At 46.6% G+C, this 18,880-nt stretch carries 17 protein-coding genes and 1 pseudogene; 14 read left to right on the forward strand and 4 right to left on the reverse strand.

What is annotated here, in order from left to right; all coding sequences use genetic code 11:
- The first annotated feature begins 38 nt into the window (after nucleotides 1-38).
- The 5 genes from dnaG to ACH33_RS05555 all read left to right on the forward strand — a co-directional run bounded on the left by dnaG (nucleotide 39) and on the right by ACH33_RS05555 (nucleotide 7,022).
- Nucleotides 39-1,862 carry a DNA primase gene (gene dnaG / locus ACH33_RS05535; RefSeq protein WP_057898105.1) on the forward strand — a complete coding sequence of 608 codons (1,824 nt, stop codon included), beginning with the start codon at nucleotides 39-41 and terminating at the stop codon, nucleotides 1,860-1,862.
- Between the two features lie 37 nt (nucleotides 1,863-1,899).
- A complete protein-coding gene (gene rpoD / locus ACH33_RS05540) occupies nucleotides 1,900-3,027 on the forward strand; it encodes an RNA polymerase sigma factor RpoD (protein ID WP_057898106.1) in 1,128 nt (375 codons plus the stop codon).
- A 102-nt stretch (nucleotides 3,028-3,129) separates the two neighbouring features.
- Nucleotides 3,130-3,987 carry a hypothetical protein gene (locus tag ACH33_RS05545; protein WP_057898107.1) on the forward strand — a complete coding sequence of 286 codons (858 nt, stop codon included), beginning with the start codon at nucleotides 3,130-3,132 and terminating at the stop codon, nucleotides 3,985-3,987.
- A gap of 215 nt (nucleotides 3,988-4,202) precedes the next feature.
- On the forward strand, nucleotides 4,203-5,345 hold the full coding sequence (locus ACH33_RS05550; protein ID WP_057898108.1) for an acyl-CoA dehydrogenase: 1,143 nt from the start codon (nucleotides 4,203-4,205) through the stop codon (nucleotides 5,343-5,345).
- Between the two features lie 24 nt (nucleotides 5,346-5,369).
- Nucleotides 5,370-7,022 carry an AMP-binding protein gene (locus tag ACH33_RS05555; protein WP_057898109.1) on the forward strand — a complete coding sequence of 551 codons (1,653 nt, stop codon included), beginning with the start codon at nucleotides 5,370-5,372 and terminating at the stop codon, nucleotides 7,020-7,022.
- Between the two features lie 22 nt (nucleotides 7,023-7,044).
- On the opposite strand, the gene ACH33_RS05560 is transcribed toward ACH33_RS05555, so the two are convergent.
- The gene (locus tag ACH33_RS05560) at nucleotides 7,045-7,965 is read right to left on the reverse strand and encodes a lysophospholipid acyltransferase family protein (protein ID WP_057898110.1); all 921 of its coding nucleotides are present in this window, start codon (nucleotides 7,963-7,965) and stop codon (nucleotides 7,045-7,047) included.
- Between the two features lie 17 nt (nucleotides 7,966-7,982).
- Nucleotides 7,983-8,741: a GNAT family N-acetyltransferase gene (locus tag ACH33_RS05565; RefSeq protein ID WP_057898111.1), complete on the reverse strand. Its 759-nt coding sequence runs from the start codon at nucleotides 8,739-8,741 to the stop codon at nucleotides 7,983-7,985.
- Nucleotides 8,742-8,919: 178 nt separating this feature from the next.
- On the opposite strand from ACH33_RS05565, the gene ACH33_RS05570 reads away from it, so the two are divergent.
- From ACH33_RS05570 to ACH33_RS05600, 7 genes and pseudogenes are all read left to right on the forward strand, one after another.
- Nucleotides 8,920-9,648 (forward strand): tRNA (adenine(22)-N(1))-methyltransferase, encoded by a 729-nt coding sequence (locus ACH33_RS05570; RefSeq protein WP_057898112.1) that lies wholly within the window; start codon nucleotides 8,920-8,922, stop codon nucleotides 9,646-9,648.
- Entirely contained in the window at nucleotides 9,624-10,739 is a 1,116-nt protein-coding gene (locus ACH33_RS05575; protein WP_057898113.1) for a Nif3-like dinuclear metal center hexameric protein, read from the forward strand. Before ACH33_RS05570 ends, ACH33_RS05575 begins: the two co-directional genes overlap by 25 nt.
- 167 nt (nucleotides 10,740-10,906) lie before the next feature.
- A complete protein-coding gene (locus tag ACH33_RS05580) occupies nucleotides 10,907-11,410 on the forward strand; it encodes a C4-type zinc ribbon domain-containing protein (protein WP_057898114.1) in 504 nt (167 codons plus the stop codon).
- A 132-nt stretch (nucleotides 11,411-11,542) separates the two neighbouring features.
- Nucleotides 11,543-12,445, forward strand: coding sequence for an acyl-ACP desaturase (locus ACH33_RS05585; RefSeq protein WP_057898115.1), 903 nt, complete (start codon nucleotides 11,543-11,545; stop codon nucleotides 12,443-12,445).
- Between the two features lie 258 nt (nucleotides 12,446-12,703).
- Nucleotides 12,704-12,922 (forward strand): annotated as a pseudogene (locus tag ACH33_RS05590) (Uma2 family endonuclease); the annotation flags it as partial.
- A gap of 186 nt (nucleotides 12,923-13,108) precedes the next feature.
- Nucleotides 13,109-14,308: a CapA family protein gene (locus ACH33_RS05595; protein WP_057898117.1), complete on the forward strand. Its 1,200-nt coding sequence runs from the start codon at nucleotides 13,109-13,111 to the stop codon at nucleotides 14,306-14,308.
- 352 nt (nucleotides 14,309-14,660) lie between these two features.
- A complete protein-coding gene (locus ACH33_RS05600) occupies nucleotides 14,661-15,386 on the forward strand; it encodes a hypothetical protein (protein WP_057898118.1) in 726 nt (241 codons plus the stop codon).
- 165 nt (nucleotides 15,387-15,551) lie between these two features.
- Here the strand turns inward: ACH33_RS05600 and ACH33_RS05605 are convergent, their stop codons facing one another.
- Both ACH33_RS05605 and ACH33_RS05610 read right to left on the reverse strand, forming a co-directional pair.
- Complete coding sequence (locus tag ACH33_RS05605; RefSeq protein WP_057898119.1) at nucleotides 15,552-16,853, reverse strand: TldD/PmbA family protein; 1,302 nt, start codon at nucleotides 16,851-16,853, stop codon at nucleotides 15,552-15,554.
- A complete protein-coding gene (locus ACH33_RS05610; RefSeq protein ID WP_057898120.1) occupies nucleotides 16,850-18,238 on the reverse strand; it encodes a TldD/PmbA family protein in 1,389 nt (462 codons plus the stop codon). Before ACH33_RS05610 ends, ACH33_RS05605 begins: the two co-directional genes overlap by 4 nt.
- 85 nt (nucleotides 18,239-18,323) lie before the next feature.
- On the opposite strand from ACH33_RS05610, the gene ACH33_RS05615 reads away from it, so the two are divergent.
- Nucleotides 18,324-18,581 (forward strand): GIY-YIG nuclease family protein, encoded by a 258-nt coding sequence (locus tag ACH33_RS05615; protein WP_057898121.1) that lies wholly within the window; start codon nucleotides 18,324-18,326, stop codon nucleotides 18,579-18,581.
- A gap of 42 nt (nucleotides 18,582-18,623) precedes the next feature.
- Nucleotides 18,624-18,797 carry a gamma-type small acid-soluble spore protein gene (locus ACH33_RS05620; protein WP_062731149.1) on the forward strand — a complete coding sequence of 58 codons (174 nt, stop codon included), beginning with the start codon at nucleotides 18,624-18,626 and terminating at the stop codon, nucleotides 18,795-18,797.
- Nucleotides 18,798-18,880 lie beyond the last annotated feature (83 nt).

Here is an 18,880-nt window from a genome sequence, read left to right on the forward strand (position 1 = left end):
AACCAAGAAGGCCAAGATAGGAAGTACAGGTGAGGAGCATGGCAGGAAGAATTCCTGAAGATGTCATCGAGCAGGTGCGTGCGCAGAATGACATTATGGATGTTGTTGGGCAATATGTTCATCTAAAGAAGACCGGGCGCAACTACTTTGGGCTTTGCCCGTTTCATTCTGAGAAAAGTCCTTCATTCGCTGTACATCCTGACAAACAGATTTTTCGTTGCTACGGATGCGGTGAGTCCGGCAATGTGTTTTCTTTCATTATGAAAATAGAGGGTCTCGAATTTCCGGAAGCGGTGCACAATCTGGCCCAGCGCGTAGGGATCGATATACCGAGAGAAGAAGGCACATCCGAGAATGAGAAAGCCCGCAAAAGGAAAGAAAGCATGCTGGCCGCTCACGACCTTGTGGCGAAATTATATCATCACCTTTTGCTAAATACGGATCACGGGAGCCGAGCACGAAACTATCTCTTGAACAGACAGATGCAACTTGCTACAATTGAGGAGTTTGGGCTCGGATACAGCCTGGAAAGCTGGGATTTTATCACTCACTTTCTTGAGAAGCGCGGCTTTTCACTGTCTCTGATGGAAGAAGCGGGATTATTGAGCCGAAAAGACAAAAACAGCCGACCATTCGATCGGTTCCGGGGACGGGTCATGTTCCCGATTCATGATTCTCAGGGACGGGTGGTTGCGTTTGGTGCCCGTACGCTGGGGGATGAACAGCCCAAGTATTTAAACAGTCCAGAGACTCCTCTTTTCAACAAAAGCCAATTGCTTTTCAATCTGCATCGTGCCCGGGCGCATATTCGCAGGCAACAGGAAGCCATATTGTTTGAAGGATACGTCGATGTAATTTCTGCCTGGCAAGCCGGAGTGCATAACGGGATCGCTTCGCTTGGCACTTCGCTTACCGAACAGCAGGCGCGGCTGATTCGTCGCAATGCGGAAAGTGTGATTCTCTGCTATGATTCGGATCAGGCTGGAATTGAAGCGGCGTTTAAAGGGGCGGATTTGCTCGTTGCCGCGGGTTGCACCGTAAAAGTGGCGCAGATGCCGAAAGGTATGGATCCGGACGATTATATTCGGCAACACGGCGGAGAGAAATTTAAGCAGGAAATTTTGCTAAATGCTTTTTCGTTACCTTCATACCGTTTGCAGGTTATCCGTTCGCGTTACGCATTGAACGATGAGACGGAGCGGATGAAATTCATTCATGAAGCGCTTGAAGAAATATCCCGTTTGCCGAGCGCGGTGGAAAGGGATCATTACTTGCGTCAATTGGCCGATGAATTTCACCTTTCGCTCGATGCGATAAAACAGGAGCAAAGAAAGATTTTTAAACAGCAAAAAAAGGCAGGAAACAGGGATAATCTCAAAGATGGATGGAATAATAGTATAGATAGTAGTAGATATGTTGCCGAAAAACCGATGCTGCCCGCCTACATTAAATCGGAGCAATATTTGCTTGTACTGATGATGCATAGTGCGGAAATTGCGGAGCAGGTACAGGCGAAAGTCGGCGCTGACTTTGCCATTGAAGACCACGCTGCGCTCGCGGCTCATCTCTATCGCTATTATGCGGAAGGATATAAGCCAGATGTGGCCCGGTTCATTTCGTATCTGCAGGACGAGAAACGGCTGGTGGAGAAGGCCGCTGAGCTTGCCACTATAGATGTGCAGGCGCACCTGATGTCTCCACGCATATTGGAAGATTATATGGAGCATGTGATAAAAAACTCAAAGCGTATGCAAATAGAAAAGCTGGAAAAGGAAAAGCTGAAATACGAACGTATGGGAAACACAGCGGAAGCAGTCCGAATCAGTCTGGAACTCATCCCGTTGAAACGAGCTTTAAAATAAGTAAAGAAAGATAAGAGCGCCGGAAGGAGGGAACACCATGGCCAAGAAAACAGAGAGCAAACCAGAAATGGAACAGAATCTTGAGCAAGTGAAAGAGCAACTTGTTGAACAAGGAAAAAAAAGGGGAGTACTCACCTACAAAGAAATTATGGAACGCTTGGCCACCTTTGATCAGGATTCGGATCAGATCGACGAATTCTTTGAATACCTCAATGATCAAGGGATTGAAGTAATTAACGAATCAGAAGATGATGATCACGATGATATTATACCGCAGGATGACAGTGAAGATCACGAAGACTACAATTTCGACGATTTATCTGTACCGCCAGGGGTAAAAATTAATGATCCTGTTCGTATGTATCTAAAAGAAATTGGCCGAGTGCCGCTTTTGTCAGCGGAAGAAGAAATTGAACTGGCGAAGCGGATTGAACAAGGTGACGAAGAAGCGAAACGCCGTCTTGCAGAAGCTAACCTGCGTCTTGTTGTCAGCATTGCCAAGCGCTACGTGGGAAGAGGCATGCTGTTCCTTGACCTGATCCAAGAAGGAAATATGGGTCTTATTAAAGCGGTTGAAAAATTTGATTACCAGAAAGGTTATAAGTTTAGTACGTACGCCACATGGTGGATCCGACAAGCCATTACACGAGCGATTGCGGATCAAGCGCGTACTATTCGTATTCCGGTTCACATGGTGGAAACCATTAATAAATTAATTCGTGTTTCTCGCCAGCTATTACAGGAACTGGGACGTGAGCCTACCCCTGAGGAAATCGCCGAAAAGATGGATCTTACGCCAGAGAAAGTTCGGGAAATCATGAAAATCGCACAGGAACCTGTTTCGCTGGAAACCCCGATTGGAGAAGAAGATGATTCCCACCTAGGCGACTTTATTGAGGATCAAGATGCTCTGGCGCCGTCCGATGCTGCCGCTTACGAATTGCTGAAAGAGCAATTAGAAGACGTGCTTGACACGCTGACCGAACGGGAAGAAAATGTGCTTCGTTTACGCTTCGGACTAGACGACGGCAGAACTCGCACACTCGAAGAAGTAGGCAAAGTTTTCGGCGTGACAAGAGAAAGGATTCGCCAAATTGAAGCGAAAGCGCTGCGCAAGCTTCGTCATCCAAGCCGTAGCAAACGTTTGAAAGACTTCTTAGAATAATCCTTTGCGCTATTGATTGCAGATAGCCTGCGCCGCATGAACTGCGTAGGCTTTTTCTTTTTTCTTCTCGCAGATACAGATTAGCATGAGAGGTGAAGTTCGATGAATGAGCAGAAAAAGAAAATAATTACGTCCGAAATTGAGTATTGGCGCACAAACAATCTTTTGCCTCGCCAGTATTGCGATTTTTTGCTTAATCTGTATACGGAAGGCGAGGCCGCCGCTAAACATACACGCAACGAGACTACTGTAACTTTCGAAGCGCTTCCGATATTCTCCGTTCCAAAACCGGAGGCAAAATGGGCAGGCATCGCTTTGTTCATTATTGTGTTATTCTATCTTGCTTTTCATTTTACCGATTTTACTTTGACAATGCAAATGGCGCTGATTGGATTTTTGACACTGTTTTTTTATATTTTGGGATTTGTTAAGCGGCAGAAGGTCTCGAGTCATGTATTTCTCGGATTGGCTTCCGTTTTGCTCGCGCTCGGTGGGGTATATGTACTGGGATTTTATGGATACGGAGCGATGGAGATTATTTCATATGTAGCAGCTTCTTGCCTGATTTGGTATATCGTCGGTATTACAGCAGGCAAGCGTTACTTTTCTTTTTGCGCGTTGCTCGGATTTCAGGGAATTTACGGATGGATAACGTATTGCGAAGTATACGATCAATTCACCTGGTGGCGAATGGAAGCATTTTGGATTCCGGTTGCGATGCTGCTTCTTACTTTTGGATTGCTCTGGAAACGCCGTCAACAGCGCACATCGGCCGTCCTTTTTTTTAATGGAATCCTTGCTCTTTTTGGCGCTGAGATCGCCACTTTGTTTATTGCGTCGACTGACAAAGATTTGTTGCTTTCTTTCTTTTACCTCAAAATATTTATTGCCTCTTTCCTTCTCCTCTCGCTTAAAAATTTCTGGTGGCCTTGGTTTGGCGATCGGTATTCTCTTCACTAACCACGTATTTGTCCGGTTTTCTAAAACCGGCTTTTTTTTAACGATTTTCTTAAATAATTGAAAACGTTAGCAGGAAACCTTAGTAAAATGTAGAATAAAAAAATATAATTATAATTATGAAAAATAAGATAAATTAGAAATGTAAACGTTTTTATTTTTAGGTTCACAATTATGAGCTAGCGCTCAATCATAGTTGATGAAAGGTTGGGGAGAGCATGGAATTTAACCTCACTGAGGAACAACGGATGATTAAAAATGTAATCCGCGACTTTGCGGAAGGAGAGGTGGAATCTGGCGCAGATGAAAGAGATAAAACGGGAGAATTTCCACTTGAAGTGTTCAAAAAAATGGCGAAGTTGGATTTGATGGGGCTTCCGTTTCCAGAAGAGTACGGCGGAGCGGGCGCCGATACCATTAGTTTCGCCATCGTCGTAGAAGAATTGAGTCGCGTATGCGCCTCCACAGGCATTACTTACTCAGCCCATATTTCGCTTGGCGGCGCGCCGATTAATATGTTTGGTACCCACGAACAAAAGCAAAAATATTTAACGCCGCTTGCACGAGGTGAATACTTGGGCGCGTTCGGCCTTACTGAGCCGCAAGCAGGCTCTGATGCGGGCGGAACACGGACCATAGCCGTCAGAGATGGCGATGAGTGGGTGCTTAACGGCTCTAAATGCTACATTACCAATGCTAGTTATGCCAAAGCACTTGCGCTCACTGCTGTTACCGATAAAAGCAAAGGCACAAGCGGCATTACTGCCTTTATTGTGCCTACGGACGCCAAAGGCTTTTCTGTTGTGGCGGATTACGAAAAGATGGGCTTACACGCGTCCAATACAACCCAACTGTTTTTAGAAGATGTACGCGTTCCGCACGAAAATATTCTCGGTGTGGAAGGAAACGGTTTCAAACAGTTTCTTGCTGTGCTGGATGGCGGGCGCATTGGCATTGGCGCGATGGCGGTCGGCATTGCGCAGGGAGCGTACGAAAAAGCGCTTGCCTACGCCAAAGAGCGGGTGCAATTCGGACAGACACTGTCCAAGTTTCAGGCGATTCAGTTTAAGTTAGCTGATATGGCGATGAATATTGAGCTAGCGCGCAACATGGTATACAAAGCAGCATGGCTTAAGGATCAAGGGCGTAAATTCACGAAAGAGGCCGCTATGGCGAAGCTGTTCGCCTCGGAGATGTGCATGCGGGTATGTGACCAGGCGATTCAAATCCACGGCGGAAACGGCTATATGAGAGAGTATAAGGTTGAACGCTTCTTCCGCGATGCTAAATTACTTGAAATCGGAGAAGGGACTTCTGAAGTGTTGCGCATGGTTATCTCTCGCGAAATTGGCTGCAGATAATTAAACCAGGGAAATGAAGGAGGAATGAAAGTGAGCGAGCCGGTAACAATCACCATTGGGGAATTGATGGATCAGACGACTGCCAGGTTCCCAGATAAAGAAGCGGTTGTCTATCCCGAATTGGGGCTGAGGTACACATTTTCCGAGTTTCAGGCGCTTTGTAATCAGGTAGCGAAAGGGTTAATCGCGCTGGGCATTAAGCCGGGTGAACATATCGCCATTTGGGCGACCAATGTGCCGGAGTGGGTGATTACTCAGTTCGCTTCCGCGAAAATGGGAGCCGTTTTCGTTACGGTTAACACAAGCTACCGGGTACAAGAGCTTGAATATTTGCTGCGCCAGTCTGACTCCACAACATTATTGCTCATTGACTCTTTCCGGGGGGTTAGCTATACCGATATGATGTACGAAATTTGCCCGGAGCTGAAAGAATGCGAACCTGGACAGCTAAAATCAAAGCGCCTTCCCTGCTTAAAAAATGTGATTTTTATCGGAGACGAACGCAAGCCTGGCATGTTTACATGGGCGGACTTGCTCGAGCGCGCAGCGGAAGTATCAGACGAAGAACTTGCGCGTATACAGGGCAGCTTGGACGCAGATGACGTGATTAACATGCAGTATACATCCGGGACGACTGGCTTCCCGAAAGGCGTGATGCTTTCGCACAAAAACATTGTCAACAATGCTATTAATGTCGCCGCCTGCCAGAACATTACGGAGAAAGATAGGATTTGCATTCCGGTTCCGTTCTTTCATTGCTTTGGTTGCGTGATGGGAACGTTAGCTTGCATGGCCACAGGCGCAACCATGGTGCCGCTCATTTCGTTTGATCCCCTGAAGGTGCTACAGGCGGTACAGGATGAGAAGTGCACGGCCCTTTACGGCGTACCGACGATGTTTATTGCTGAGCTAAACCACCCGGAATTTAGTAAGTTTGATTTGCGTTCGTTGCGCACGGGTATTATGGCCGGCTCCCCGTGTCCGATTGAAGTGATGAAAAAAGTGGTGGGAGTAATGGGCATCAGTGAAATTACCATTGCATACGGACAGACGGAATCCTCACCGGTTATTACACAGACACGTCCGGATGACACTATTGAACAGCGTGTCACCACCGTTGGGCGCGTATTGCCGCACGTGGAAGTGAAAATTATCGACCCGGCCACAGGCGAAGAAGTGCCGCCAGGCGTACAAGGAGAGCTGTGCACGCGCGGCGTGCATGTGATGAAAGGCTACTATAAGATGCCGGAGCAGACGGCAAAAGCGATTGACAGCGAAGGCTGGCTGCATACGGGGGATCTGGCTACTGTTGATAAAAATGGTTATTACAAAATTACCGGCCGACTGAAAGATATGATTATTCGTGGCGGTGAAAATGTATATCCGCGCGAAATCGAGGAATTTCTATACCAGCATCCGAAAATCTTTGATGTTCAGGTTGTCGGCGTGCCAGATGAACTGTACGGCGAGCAAATCCTTGCATGCATTAAAGTAAAAGAGGGCGAGACGATGACGGTAGAAGAAGTAAAAGAATTCTGCAACGGTAAAATTGCCCGCTACAAAATTCCCCATTATGTGCAATTTGTAGATGAATATCCGATGACCGCTTCTGGAAAAATACAGAAGTTTCGCCTGCGGGAAAACGCGATTCAAGCATTTGGATTGAAAACAAACTGAAATGGACAAGAGGCTGCCAGCATCAATTGACAGCCTCTTGTTTTTCTTCAGGCCTACGAATCCAGCGTTCATCCGCGTTGAACCAGTATAACCATTGGGAAGGTGCCTGCAGGATAAGAAATTCAAGCGTTCGGGTCAGAGCTTCCATTGCTTTTTCGCGCTCTTGCGGGGCGTACTGTTCATAAAGAAACAGCGGCGGCAGAAAGACCATACGGTGGGAGAATCCACCGGTACAACATCCGTAAAAAGGAATGATAGGCACCCGGCTTTCCAAGGCCAGCGTCACGCTGCCCGCAGGACAGCGCGTCGGTTTTCCGAACAGGTATGCGGGTGGAAAGTTGGGACGGAAGAAATCGCCTAGCAGCATAACGACCCCGTTCTTTTTCAGATGTTGACGAAGAGTGCGCCACAATTCGCGCGGCGGAGTCGTATCGTAATCCAACCCACGGCAACCCATCTGCCTAAATGTCTCATAAAGAGGGAACAGTTCCGGGCTGCTTGCGGTAGCTACCGTTAAACAGGGATATTTTTTTGAAAGATACATATAGTAAGCGAAAAAGTTGCCTGTATGCGGAGTGAGCAGCACTACGCCGCGTCCGAGCCGCAACGCCTGTTCAAGATGATAGAGTCCCTCCGTTTTTACCGTTACTTTTTGGCGAGAAGGAGTTTGTTGCACATCGATAATTATTTCAAACAAAAAGCGGAATAAATGAAAGAAATAACGATAGCTAAGAAAGGATAAAGAATATTTTTTCCGCTGTGGCAGAATTTCGCTGATATTTTGTTTTATACGGCCGCGCAGGTTCGTGGAGCATATATAAAGCAGAAAAGCGCAAAATGCGCAGAGCAGCCAGGCAAGCCATCCCGGAAGTTTGGTTCCTGCACAGCGTAAAAGGCGCAAGCGAGACGGCGATGTCGTGATTTTTGCAAGCCATTCGTACAAGATGTTACGCCCCTTTCCTATGGAGTTTTTATAAAGTGCCGCTTGTATTTTTGCGCGATGCGTGACGTTTCCAGCACAATGAAAAAATCGGTGGTCTGAAATATCGGGTCGAATGCGGGGGCCCCGGCGATTTCCGCCCCTAATCGTTGGTATCCTTTAATCAAGGGCGGGAGCGTACGCAGAATGTTTTTTTCCTGCCCGGTTATATCCACCGTACGCAATCCTGTAACCCGGTGTGACATTAGCGGTTGTACTTTGAATCGGTCCGTTATCATCTTTTTAGCGCAAAGAAACGTGTACATCCGGTTTAGTTCATGTATGTTCTGGACGGGAATGCTGGCACAGCCGATAAGATGTGAGAATAAACCATCCATGATGTAGCCAGCGATGCCTTCCCACAGGAGTTGAATCGTTTTTCCATCTCGATACTCGGGAGCAACGCAGCTTCGTCCCACTTCAAGTATTTGGGATTTAGGGACAGTGAATCCGGATAGATCGAATTCTGTTTCTGAATAAAACCCTTTATGCATGACAGCGCGTTCGCCTGGGAGCAAACGGTACGTCCCAACCACCTGATTCGTATTTGTATCTTTTACGATAAGATGGTCGCAATGCTCGTCGAAGATGTCGCTTTCCATTCGGCTTTCGTTATACAGCGCCGGATTCGCTTCCTTTTCTGCGAACACTTCATAGCGTAAACGCAACGCCTTTTTCAGTTCGTCCTCACAATCAGCCAGCTTTACTTGGAGAGCAGGCAGCGTATTCAAAATAATCACGCCTTTCCTTGAATATCATGCTAAAGACGGGCGACAGATAAATGACACGGATTCGATTTAAGACAAAGATTCCTAATCATAGCGTATCAGCATAAGGTTAAGCGGCTATTGTTCTGTTGTTAAATTTTAACCGAGAATGTTAATCTAGTAGGGAAGGTATGAGTGAGGAGCGAAATAGATGATTGAAATTTCAAAACGACTGCAAACAATCGGAGATATGGTGAAAAAAGGAAGTATAGTGGCGGATATCGGCTCTGATCATGCCTATCTCCCTACATATTTAGTTCAAAAAAGAATTGCACTGCGCTGCATCGCTGGTGAAGTAAACTATGGGCCTTGGCAGGCGGCCGTGCGCCAGGTGCAAGCCGCCGGGCTTACGGACAAAATTGACGTTCGATTGGGCGATGGTCTGGCCGTTGTGGCGCTCGGAGAAGTAGATACCATATGCATCGCCGGCATGGGAGGAAGCCTTATTGCTTCCATTTTGGAAGCAGGAGCGGAGAAGCTCTCCGGTGTATCCCAGCTGTTGCTGCAACCAAATGTGGCGGCGCCTATCGTTAGGCGCTGGCTTCTTGAGCATGGCTTTCAGCTTAGCCGGGAGAAGATTCTTGAAGAAGACGGCATTATTTATGAAATTCTTGAGGCTGTGCCAGGTGATCCTATTTTGCCATACCGTAACAGAGATAAAAAACTTGAAGACTTACTTGAAATTGGACCGTATTTATGGGAGGAAAAATCTCCGGTACTTCGTAAGAAGCTTGTGCAGGAGCAGGAGAAGCTGAAGGCGGTGCAACACCAGCTGCAATATGCCAAAAGCCCGGAAGCGGAGCACAAAAAGCGAGAGGTACAAAAAAAACTGGCATGGATGGAGGAGATGATCGCATGTATGCAAATGGACAGAGAATAATTCAGTATTTCGAGGAATTCGCGCCCAAACATCTTGCAATGGAAGGCGACAAAATTGGCCTTCAAGTCGGGACATTGCAGAAAAATGTAAAAAAAGTGATGATTGCGCTTGACGTGCTTGAGGAGGTGGTGGATGAGGCCATTGCGGAAGGGGTGGATTTAATTATTGCGCACCATGCGGTGATTTTCCGTCCGCTAAAGAATTTGCGTACCGACCTTCCGGCAGGGCGTCTATATGAGAAACTAATTAAGCACGATATCGCGGTGTATGTCGCTCATACTAATCTGGATGTGGCGGAAGGTGGCATCAATGATTTAATGGCCGAAGCGCTCGGTTTGGAAGAAGTCGAGATTCTGGAAAAATGGCATGAACAAAAACTTAAAAAAATCGTGGTTTATGTGCCGCTGTCGCACATCGATATTGTGCGCGACGCGATGTCGCAGACAGGCGCGGGTTGGATCGGGCAGTACAGCCATTGTACGTTCGGTGTACGGGGAACTGGCACATTTATGCCACGTGCAGGTACCAATCCGTATATCGGGGAACAGGGGAAGCTGGAACAGGTCGAAGAAGTGCGCCTGGAGACGATTATGCCGGAAGAGGCGCAGTCGCGCGTATTGAAAGCGATGATAAAAGCCCATCCATATGAAGAAGTTGCTTATGACATTTATCCGGTGGAACAGACAGGAGCGACCTTTGGCATCGGTCGTATCGGCAAACTGAAAGAGCCTGTACCGTTGCGTACGTTTGCTTTGCAGGTCAAAGAAGCTTTCGAAGTTAAAGGATTGCGTGTGGTCGGCGATTTGGAGCGAAAAGTTCAGAAAGTAGCCGTGCTCGGCGGAGATGGCAACAGTTTCGTCCCTAAAGCGATATTTAAGGGAGCCGATGTGCTTGTTACTGGCGATATTTACTATCATACAGCGCATGATGCCATGGCGGGGGGCCTTGCGATTGTTGACCCTGGCCATAACGTTGAAAAAATCATGAAGCAAGGCGTTAAAAATGTGCTGGATAAACGGTTAAAGGAAGAGCATTTAGAAACAGAAATCATTGTATCTAAAGTCAATACTGATCCGTTTACTTTTCTATGATATAGAGGAAAGAACAGATTGTAGACAGACCTTATACCCAGATGTTGTGCGTGCGGATAGCTATCACTTCTTTGCAGAAAATCAACCAAGCCGAGGAAGAAGTATCGGGAAGAAGTGGTAGATTTGTCAACAATCTGAGAAGATGTTGAATCAGGAGAGAGAAAAGAATGGTGGAAGCGAGAAAATTGCTGGAATGGCATCAGGCGAAAGAAAAAATAAAAGCGGTGCAACAAGCGCTTGATCAGCTAAAAGAACGGGAAGCAGAATTAGAAGCCAAACGACGGGAGGTCGAGGCAAAAATCAAACAAATCGGTGAACCGGCCGATGATGATATTGATGGAAAAATCGCGCTTGCGCTTGCCCAACAGGAGTTGTGGCTGGTGAATAAAGATACGGAACGGTTTATGGAAGAGCGCTTTGAAAAGGAGTTTTCCCTGCATGAGAGCAAGCGGGAATGGGAAGACAAAGCGGCTGGACTTGAGGCTTCGCTTAGTCTAAAAGCACTTGAGCTTTACTATAAGGTAAAAGAAAATGTAGAAAATCCTGTAGTCGAAGTTAGACGCCGTTCCTGCATGGGCTGTTTCCTCCCGCTTTCCGTTGCAAAAATGGAAGCATGGCATAAAGGAAAGCCATTAGTTACATGTGATGAATGCGGACGTATCCTTGTATAAAACAAGACGAAACCATAAAAAATTCCCGAAAAGGCTGACATTTCTTTTTCGCGTGGTATAATACCGATAATGAAAGACTAACTGCAAAGCATGTAGGAAAAGAACAGCCGTGAGGAGAAAAGAGGTTTTGTTTTGTTATTAAACAGCCATTTAGACCATCGTTTGGAAAAAAGATTTCGGGAATTATACACAACGCATTTGGAACGATCTCGAAAAATCGATTGGAGTTACCATGAATTTTTGCCATGGGATAGGGGACAGGATTTCAAAAGTGTGCCGTATGAGCCGGGGCAAGGCAACTTGAGCGAAGCGCTTCGCATCGCCGTAGAAACAGCGCTTCTGACAGAAGTAAATTTGCCCTGGTTTACCAGTTATTTGTGCGAGACGTTTAAGGGTTCATTTTCAGTGATGCATGATTTTATCCATACGTGGACAGCGGAAGAGGATCAGCATTCCAGCCTACTGGAGACGTATCTGTTGCTGACCCGTAACGGCGACCCGCGGAAGCTTCATCAGTTACGCAAGCAAACGGTTGAACACGGCTGGGTAGGGAATTTCATGACACCATTGGAAACGCTGGCGTATACGACTTTGCAAGAATTGGCTACCATGGTGTTCTACAATAATGTGGCGCGCGTCGCAAAAGAGCAAGATCCGGTGCTTTCTACGCTCTTGCGCCGTTTGGCAAAAGATGAAGTTTTGCATTATGCTTTTTACCGCGATGCAGTTAAAGCGCATTTGGAAGTTGACGAGAATTATATTTACTATATAGCTGGCGTAATGATTAACTTTACGATGCCTGGCGCTGTTATGCCGGATTATGGAGAAAGAATGAGCGTTATTGCCCGCGAAGCATCCTATGGCCCCGTTGAATATTTTGATCAAGTATTTGACGTATTAGTAGATTACTGGGCCATTCCTTTGCTTCGCCCGAGTATGCCGGAAGCTGAGGACGCGAGGCAGCGTGTGTTAAGGCACCATGAACGATTAAAAAAAGTATGCGCCCGCTTGCGTGCTACAAAAATGCGTGGATAGTGGCAGAAATGAGTAAGCCCGGATATGATCCGGGCTTCAGCTTGCAGACAAACTCCCTTGTTGCCATAGTAGCAGAGGGAGTTTGTTTCGTTTGTATGCATTATCTCCAACCCCAAAGAGGGCGACTGGTTCTACGACAAGCCGGATGATACGCAAAGCTAAACTTTCTTGTTATAACGTACAATAGAGAAAGGTAAAGATGTATTATAATCGTAATATAAAGTTCGTCTAAAAAAGCAGGGAGGGATGGTGTAGAAAATGAGCATGGCGCAAGAAAGATTTGTAAGTATAGAAGAATTTTATGCGATGCGCGGGAAAACGGACAACTTGCTGGAATATGTTGATGGAGTTGTGTTCATGTCACCATCACCTTCTGTAAAACACCAACGAATATCTAGCAGGCTACACGTAAAACTTTTCGCTTTCCTTGAAGGTAAAAAGAGTGACTGTGAAGTATTTCATGCACCGTTTACTCTTCACGCTTTTCTTAGCGTGTAAACTTTATATCTTTTGTACTTTGTTTGCAATCTGACACAGCTTGTTTGAATGGTGAAGTGTGAAGCAAATCCGACCGAAGGGACATAAAGCTGCCATATGGCTTTTCGGAGGAAGAAGGCGAGCGGCAACGCCTGCGAGTTTTTCTCATTGAAAGCGGGGAGGAGAATGAATTCACAGTTTTATGCGTTTGCACAAAAATTAAGAGAATATAGGCTCGATCATAGCATCACCTTGGAAGAAGTGGCGAGAAAAACGGGAATTGCCCAGCAGCGACTGAAGCGGATCGAACAAGGGATTCAACCGATTACCGTTGAAGAGGCGGAGGTGTTGCTTGCGTTTTACGGAATGGATGCCGGTACGCTCATGTCATACCATAATTTAGGTAGTCCGGATGGCTGGAAGCGGAAAAGCGTAAAGGCAGTCATATGGGCAGGGCTTTTGGTCACGATTGGATATGGAGGATATAAAGGTTATTTCTTTCTGCAAGGGACGTATTCTGCGAAAGATGCTGGAAGTTTTGGCGAGCAGATAGCGCAACAGCGGCAAGCAGGAGGCGAGCAAAAAGTAAGCGACTGGCTGGCGGCGCAGGTAGCGAAGCCTTCTATTCCACAGGGAAATGACAAAGAGAAAAAAAAGGCAGTAAATACTTCCGGATTTCGCCTGGTTGTATACGGGGACAGGCCATATCATGGGAAAGACAAGCCTCTGCCTGTTTCTGCCGATTTTCAACTGTTTCCTGTTTACCAGTTTCGCGTTGGGCAGGGAATTCCGGAATGGCTGAAGGAAGCCGCACGGAAGGCGCCGACCGCTATTGATGTGGCGAATGTTGATATTCTTCAAGGCCAGAGTCGGGAACGTATTGCGCAAGAAGCCTCGCAGCTTTTAAAACATAACGTGAAAGTGATGGGATATGGGATGGCAGATGAAGTATTTCGGCCCCATATTATCGAGAAGGATGGAACAAGATACGGAGTCATGGTATATTCCCGTGTCGTTCCTGCAGTGGAGTGGAAAGCGGAAGGCAAGCAAATCGGAGTAGCCGACGCATACGGGTCCCATATTTTTGATGATATCCGGCGGGCGAAACGCCAGGTGGATGTGTTAATTCTCACGATGTATTGGGGGAGGGAAGGGCAGAGTACGCTGGAACGGTATCAGAAGGAATTAGCTAGAGATTTGCTTGATGCCGGAGCTGATATGATTATCGGACACCGCAATCCGGAACCGCAGCCATATGAAATCTATAAAGGAAAATATATTTTTTATAATATTGGAAGCGGGCGGCTCCATGTAGATTTCGATGGTAAAAACGTCAAAGAAGCCGTGCTCGTAAACGAAAAAGAACGCCGCGTCTTTTTTCGCTAATATAAAAAAATAAAGGTGATAGGCAAAATATTTAAGTGCCTTTTTTATGTCTCATTCGTATAATGATTAATTGTCATTAATGATTATACTAAAAGGGAAGCAGATCATTATGGTTCCGGACGGTACGTACGACGAGATTTACAAAAAATATTTTGCGCAAAAATAAGCCGGCGAAAAAGAGAGTCTTCTGATTCTCTTTTTTTTTGTTCCCAAATTCTTTACCTTCCTGTTACAATAGAGAATGTTATACTATGAATTGTATGTACATAAAGAAGAGCTGATTCGGCTCGGCGGGTGATTCGTGCTGCCAAGCAGCAAGAAAGATTCCGCGAACAAAGGAGTTCGACGTAATATGGGAAAAAAATTAAAATTTGGCGCGTTTGCGTTATTCGCGTCGTTGAGCGTACTGACCGGCTGTAATACAAAGGTAATTGAACACGAAAACCAGGCGTTGAAGGCGGAATTGGAGAACGTGAAAAAGCAGCTGAGCGAAAGTCGGCAGCAAACCAAGCAGTTGGCGGAAGCAAAAACAAATCTTGAACAAAAAATAGAATTTTTGAAGAGCGCTGAAGTGGACGAACAAACACTTCCACAGCTGGCATATCTAATGGAACAACAGGCGCGCGCGGCGTTTAAGGGCGCGTATGAAGCAAGTATTTCCTTTATTAATGCTCCAAACGGGGAGAAGGAAAAACAACTGGTTATTACCCAGTTCCAGCATGCGCTTGCTCCACACGCTACCCAGCAATACATCGACGTAGAAACGCGAAGATTGCAGGATGCATGGAACAGTAAAAATCCGATTATATTTCCGACAGATAAAGTAAAGAAGCTTACATTGAAACAAAAGCAGGACAAGCAGGCTGTAGTAGAAGCGTTAATTACGCGTTTTAGTGGCGTTTCGTTTGGTTCGTCTCATCCTCAGGTAAGTCAGGATTTTCTCATGGCCATTACTGTAGAAAAAACGGATTTTGGGTGGAAGTTGAAAAATACGAAAATAAGTCCTGCACCTGCGACACAGCCGACGGAATCTTCAGGTGCATCAGCGCCTGAGCAGGATGAAAACACCCCCTCTTGACCCGTATGGGACAAGAGGGGGATTGTTTTTTGCTCACTTTATCTTTTCGTTTGTGCGACATGGTTCTATAAAGGCTATTAAGACTGCTGTTCGCGCTTGCGTTTGACACCGGTATTATATGTGTGCGGAAGCTGAGAATATAGCATACGGATTTTCTTATGTGCGTCAGCTTGAAACGGCGATATTGGAAAAAAGAATGGAAGGAGCACCATACTGACTATGACCATTTGGCATTGCAAAATCGAAATCGTTTGCTTTTTTTTCGATGTGCGCGAACAGGTCAAAGAAATTATGAGCGATAGTAATCTCTTTGATGGGTGCGGCGATTTTCCCGTTTTCAATGCGAAAACCTTGTGCGGCGAGCGAAAAATCGCCAGAAACGGTATTGGTGCCAGAATGAAGTCCTTGCACATCGGTAATGTAGACCCCGTTGCCCATCTCTGCGAACAGGGTGGAGAGAGCTGTTTCTCCGTTCGGTATTTGCATCCGGTGCGGCGTGATTTGCACCGGGCCTTTATAGCTGCGGATGCCATGACCGGTCGGCGCCTGCCCCATTTCGTTAGCCGTTTGCAGACTATGCAAATAGCTCTCTACTACGCCATCGCGCACGAGATACATTTTCGCAGTATCTACGCCTTCATCGTCGAACATCACCTTTTCATGCCCGGAATGAGGGTCATCCAGTAAATCCAGCGAGCCAAACAGTTTCGCCCCAAGTTGACCTTCTAGGCGGGAAGTCCCTTGCATAACATTGCGCGCCGAGAATACCCCGCTGTAGACCCCCAGCAGGGAGCAGACGACTCGACGATCCAGCACGACTGGATAATGCCCGACCGGTATGGGCTTTCCGCCCAACTTGCGCCGTGCTTTGCTAACGGCTTCTTGAATTAGCTTTGCCCGATCCAATTTGTTTAAGTCGCCCAGATAATAAGCGCTGTCCGTTTCCACCTCATCATCTCTTTTTACGATGACGGAAAGATACGCCATAGTGTAGTTAGAACGGTATGTTTTGTTCAGACCGTATGTATTGGCGACTTGGCGTATCCCCTCCCCTGAACTGACGAGCGCGTAGCTGACGTCAGAAACCTCTTTGGCGGCTCTCGCCTCCGCTTCCAGCATCAGCGCTAGGTTTATTTTTTCTTCCTCTGATATGTCCGGCTGGCTGTCCTGCCAGCTTCCTTTCTGCTTTTCCGCGAGAAGCGGTTCTTTTTCTTTCATTAGGGAGGCGTTATCTTTCACCATATCAAGTACCGTATCGAATTCTCGCAGGTGAAGCCGCTCGGTGTAAGCATAGCCGGTACCGCCTTGATACGTACCACGGACGCCAAGGCCCGCTGTACTCGTTTTCTTATACGATTCGATTTTTCCTTCGTATGCTTGAATGCTGAAGCTGGTCGAGTGATTGATCAGCACTTCAAGCTCAGTGATTTTCTTTTTCTTTGCAAGTTCGAACAATTGTTCAATCATTGGCTGCTCCCCCCAACCGTCAATTGTGATACGCGTAAGGCCGGCTGCCCAACGTTAACCGGAATCGATCCGCTAATGGAACCGCACATGCCCTGACCCGGCAGGAAGTTGTCCCCGACCATGTCCACGTCGTACATTGTTTGCCGTCCATTGCCGATTAGCGTGGCGCCTTTAACTGGATAGGTGAGTTTGCCCTTTTCAATCATATAACCTTCCAATACGGCGAAATTAAAATCGCCTGTGGTGGTATTGACACTGCCGCCCCCCATCGTTTTGGCGTATAAGCCATATTCGGTATTGGTAATCATATCTTCGAGCTTGTCTTTGCCAGGTAGAATGTAGGTATTGGTCATGCGGGAAGTCGGAGCGAAACGGTAAGATTGGCGGCGGGCCGATCCGGTTGGCTCCATTTTCATGCGACGCGCATTCAATTTATCGATGAGATATCCTTTGAGTACACCGTTTTCAATTAGCACATTGCGCCTGGTGGGCGTCCCTTCGTCATCGATGTGAAGCGATCCCCATTCGTTGCCGATGGTTCCGTCGTCTACCGCCGAAATTTTTCGGCTGACCACTTGTTGTCCGATTTTGCCTGCGTATGGGCCTTTGCCCTTGGCGACAGCAGTCGCTTCCATACCGTGCCCGCACGCTTCATGGAAAATGACTCCTCCGAAACCGTTGTCGATTACAACCGGCATCTTTCCGCCTGGACACGGTTTCGCTTCCAGCATACGCACTGCAATATCGGCGGCCGACTCGGCGAGGGCACGCAAATCAAGCTCATTATAAAATTCAAATCCCTTTTGCGCTCCGGGCGCAGCATAGCCGCGCTGCTTTTGGTTGCCTTCAGTCGCAATCGCTTCCACGAATACGCGCGTCCGTACCCGCGTATCTTCCGCCCAGACCCCTTCAGAGTTGGCGACTAGTACTTTTTGAGTTTCGTCAAAGTATCTCGTTCGCACTTGGGTAATGGCTGTATGATAAGCCATAGCATGGTGGTTTAACTCTGCTAACACGTCCCTTTTTTGCCGGATGGAAATGACACGCGGGTCGATTTGTGCAATATGACGGGGAACAATCAGTTGCTTGGTGAATGTAATCGTTCTGTTTTTATGTTCGCTTTTTTTTGCTGTTTGGGAGAGAAGACGGGCGATTTCGATGAGATGGTCTTCGTCTTCATTGTTGGTATACGTATAAAGGTAATCATTTTCATGAAAAATACGGATACCGATTCCGAAATCTTGACCGGAGCGCGCTTTTTCTACTTCGCCTTTTACCATGGAAATATTTTGCTCGATCCTGTTTTCGACAAACACCTCGGCAAAGTCTCCACCATGGGATAAAGCGGCTTGCAGTACCCGCTCAACGGTTGCCTGATTGAGCATGGTGCATCTCCCCTTTCTTTTTTAACCATTTTATATGATTTATTGTATGATGGGACAGAGAAAACAGAAAGGGTTTGTCAGAATTATGTACTATGTTTATATATTGCGTTGTTCCGATCAATCTTTATATACCGGATACACAGCAGATGTAGAAGAAAGAGTAAAAAAACATAATGCAGGTAAAGGAGCTCGCTACACACGCGGGCGAACGCCGGTGGAACTAGTATATGTGGAAACGTTTTTGGATAAAAGCACGGCAATGAAAAGGGAATACATGATTAAACAATACGCTAGATACAAAAAGGAACGTTTAATTGAACTGTGGAAGAATAAGGATGCTTAATTTCTTGCAAAAGGCGCATCTTAAATAGCGGAGGTGAGAATCATGGCTAAACGTTCAAAAGCCGGCACTAACGTTGACCAAGTACGCAAGCAAAATCAAGCTTCTCAAATGGATGCTTCCGACACTGAATTTGCAAGCGAAACAGATGCACAAGCTATTCGCCAAGCGAATCAGCAATCTCAGGCCAAAGCCGCTCAAAATCAAAATCAGCGGTAACAATTCTAAAGGAAGCTTCGGCGAAAGCCGGGGCTTCCTTATATGTGAGGAAGCAATAAAAGTTTTGGCGTGCCATTCTTTGT

It is taken from the genome of Aneurinibacillus sp. XH2 (assembly GCF_001439585.2).
Lineage (GTDB): Bacteria > Bacillota > Bacilli > Aneurinibacillales > Aneurinibacillaceae > Aneurinibacillus > Aneurinibacillus thermoaerophilus.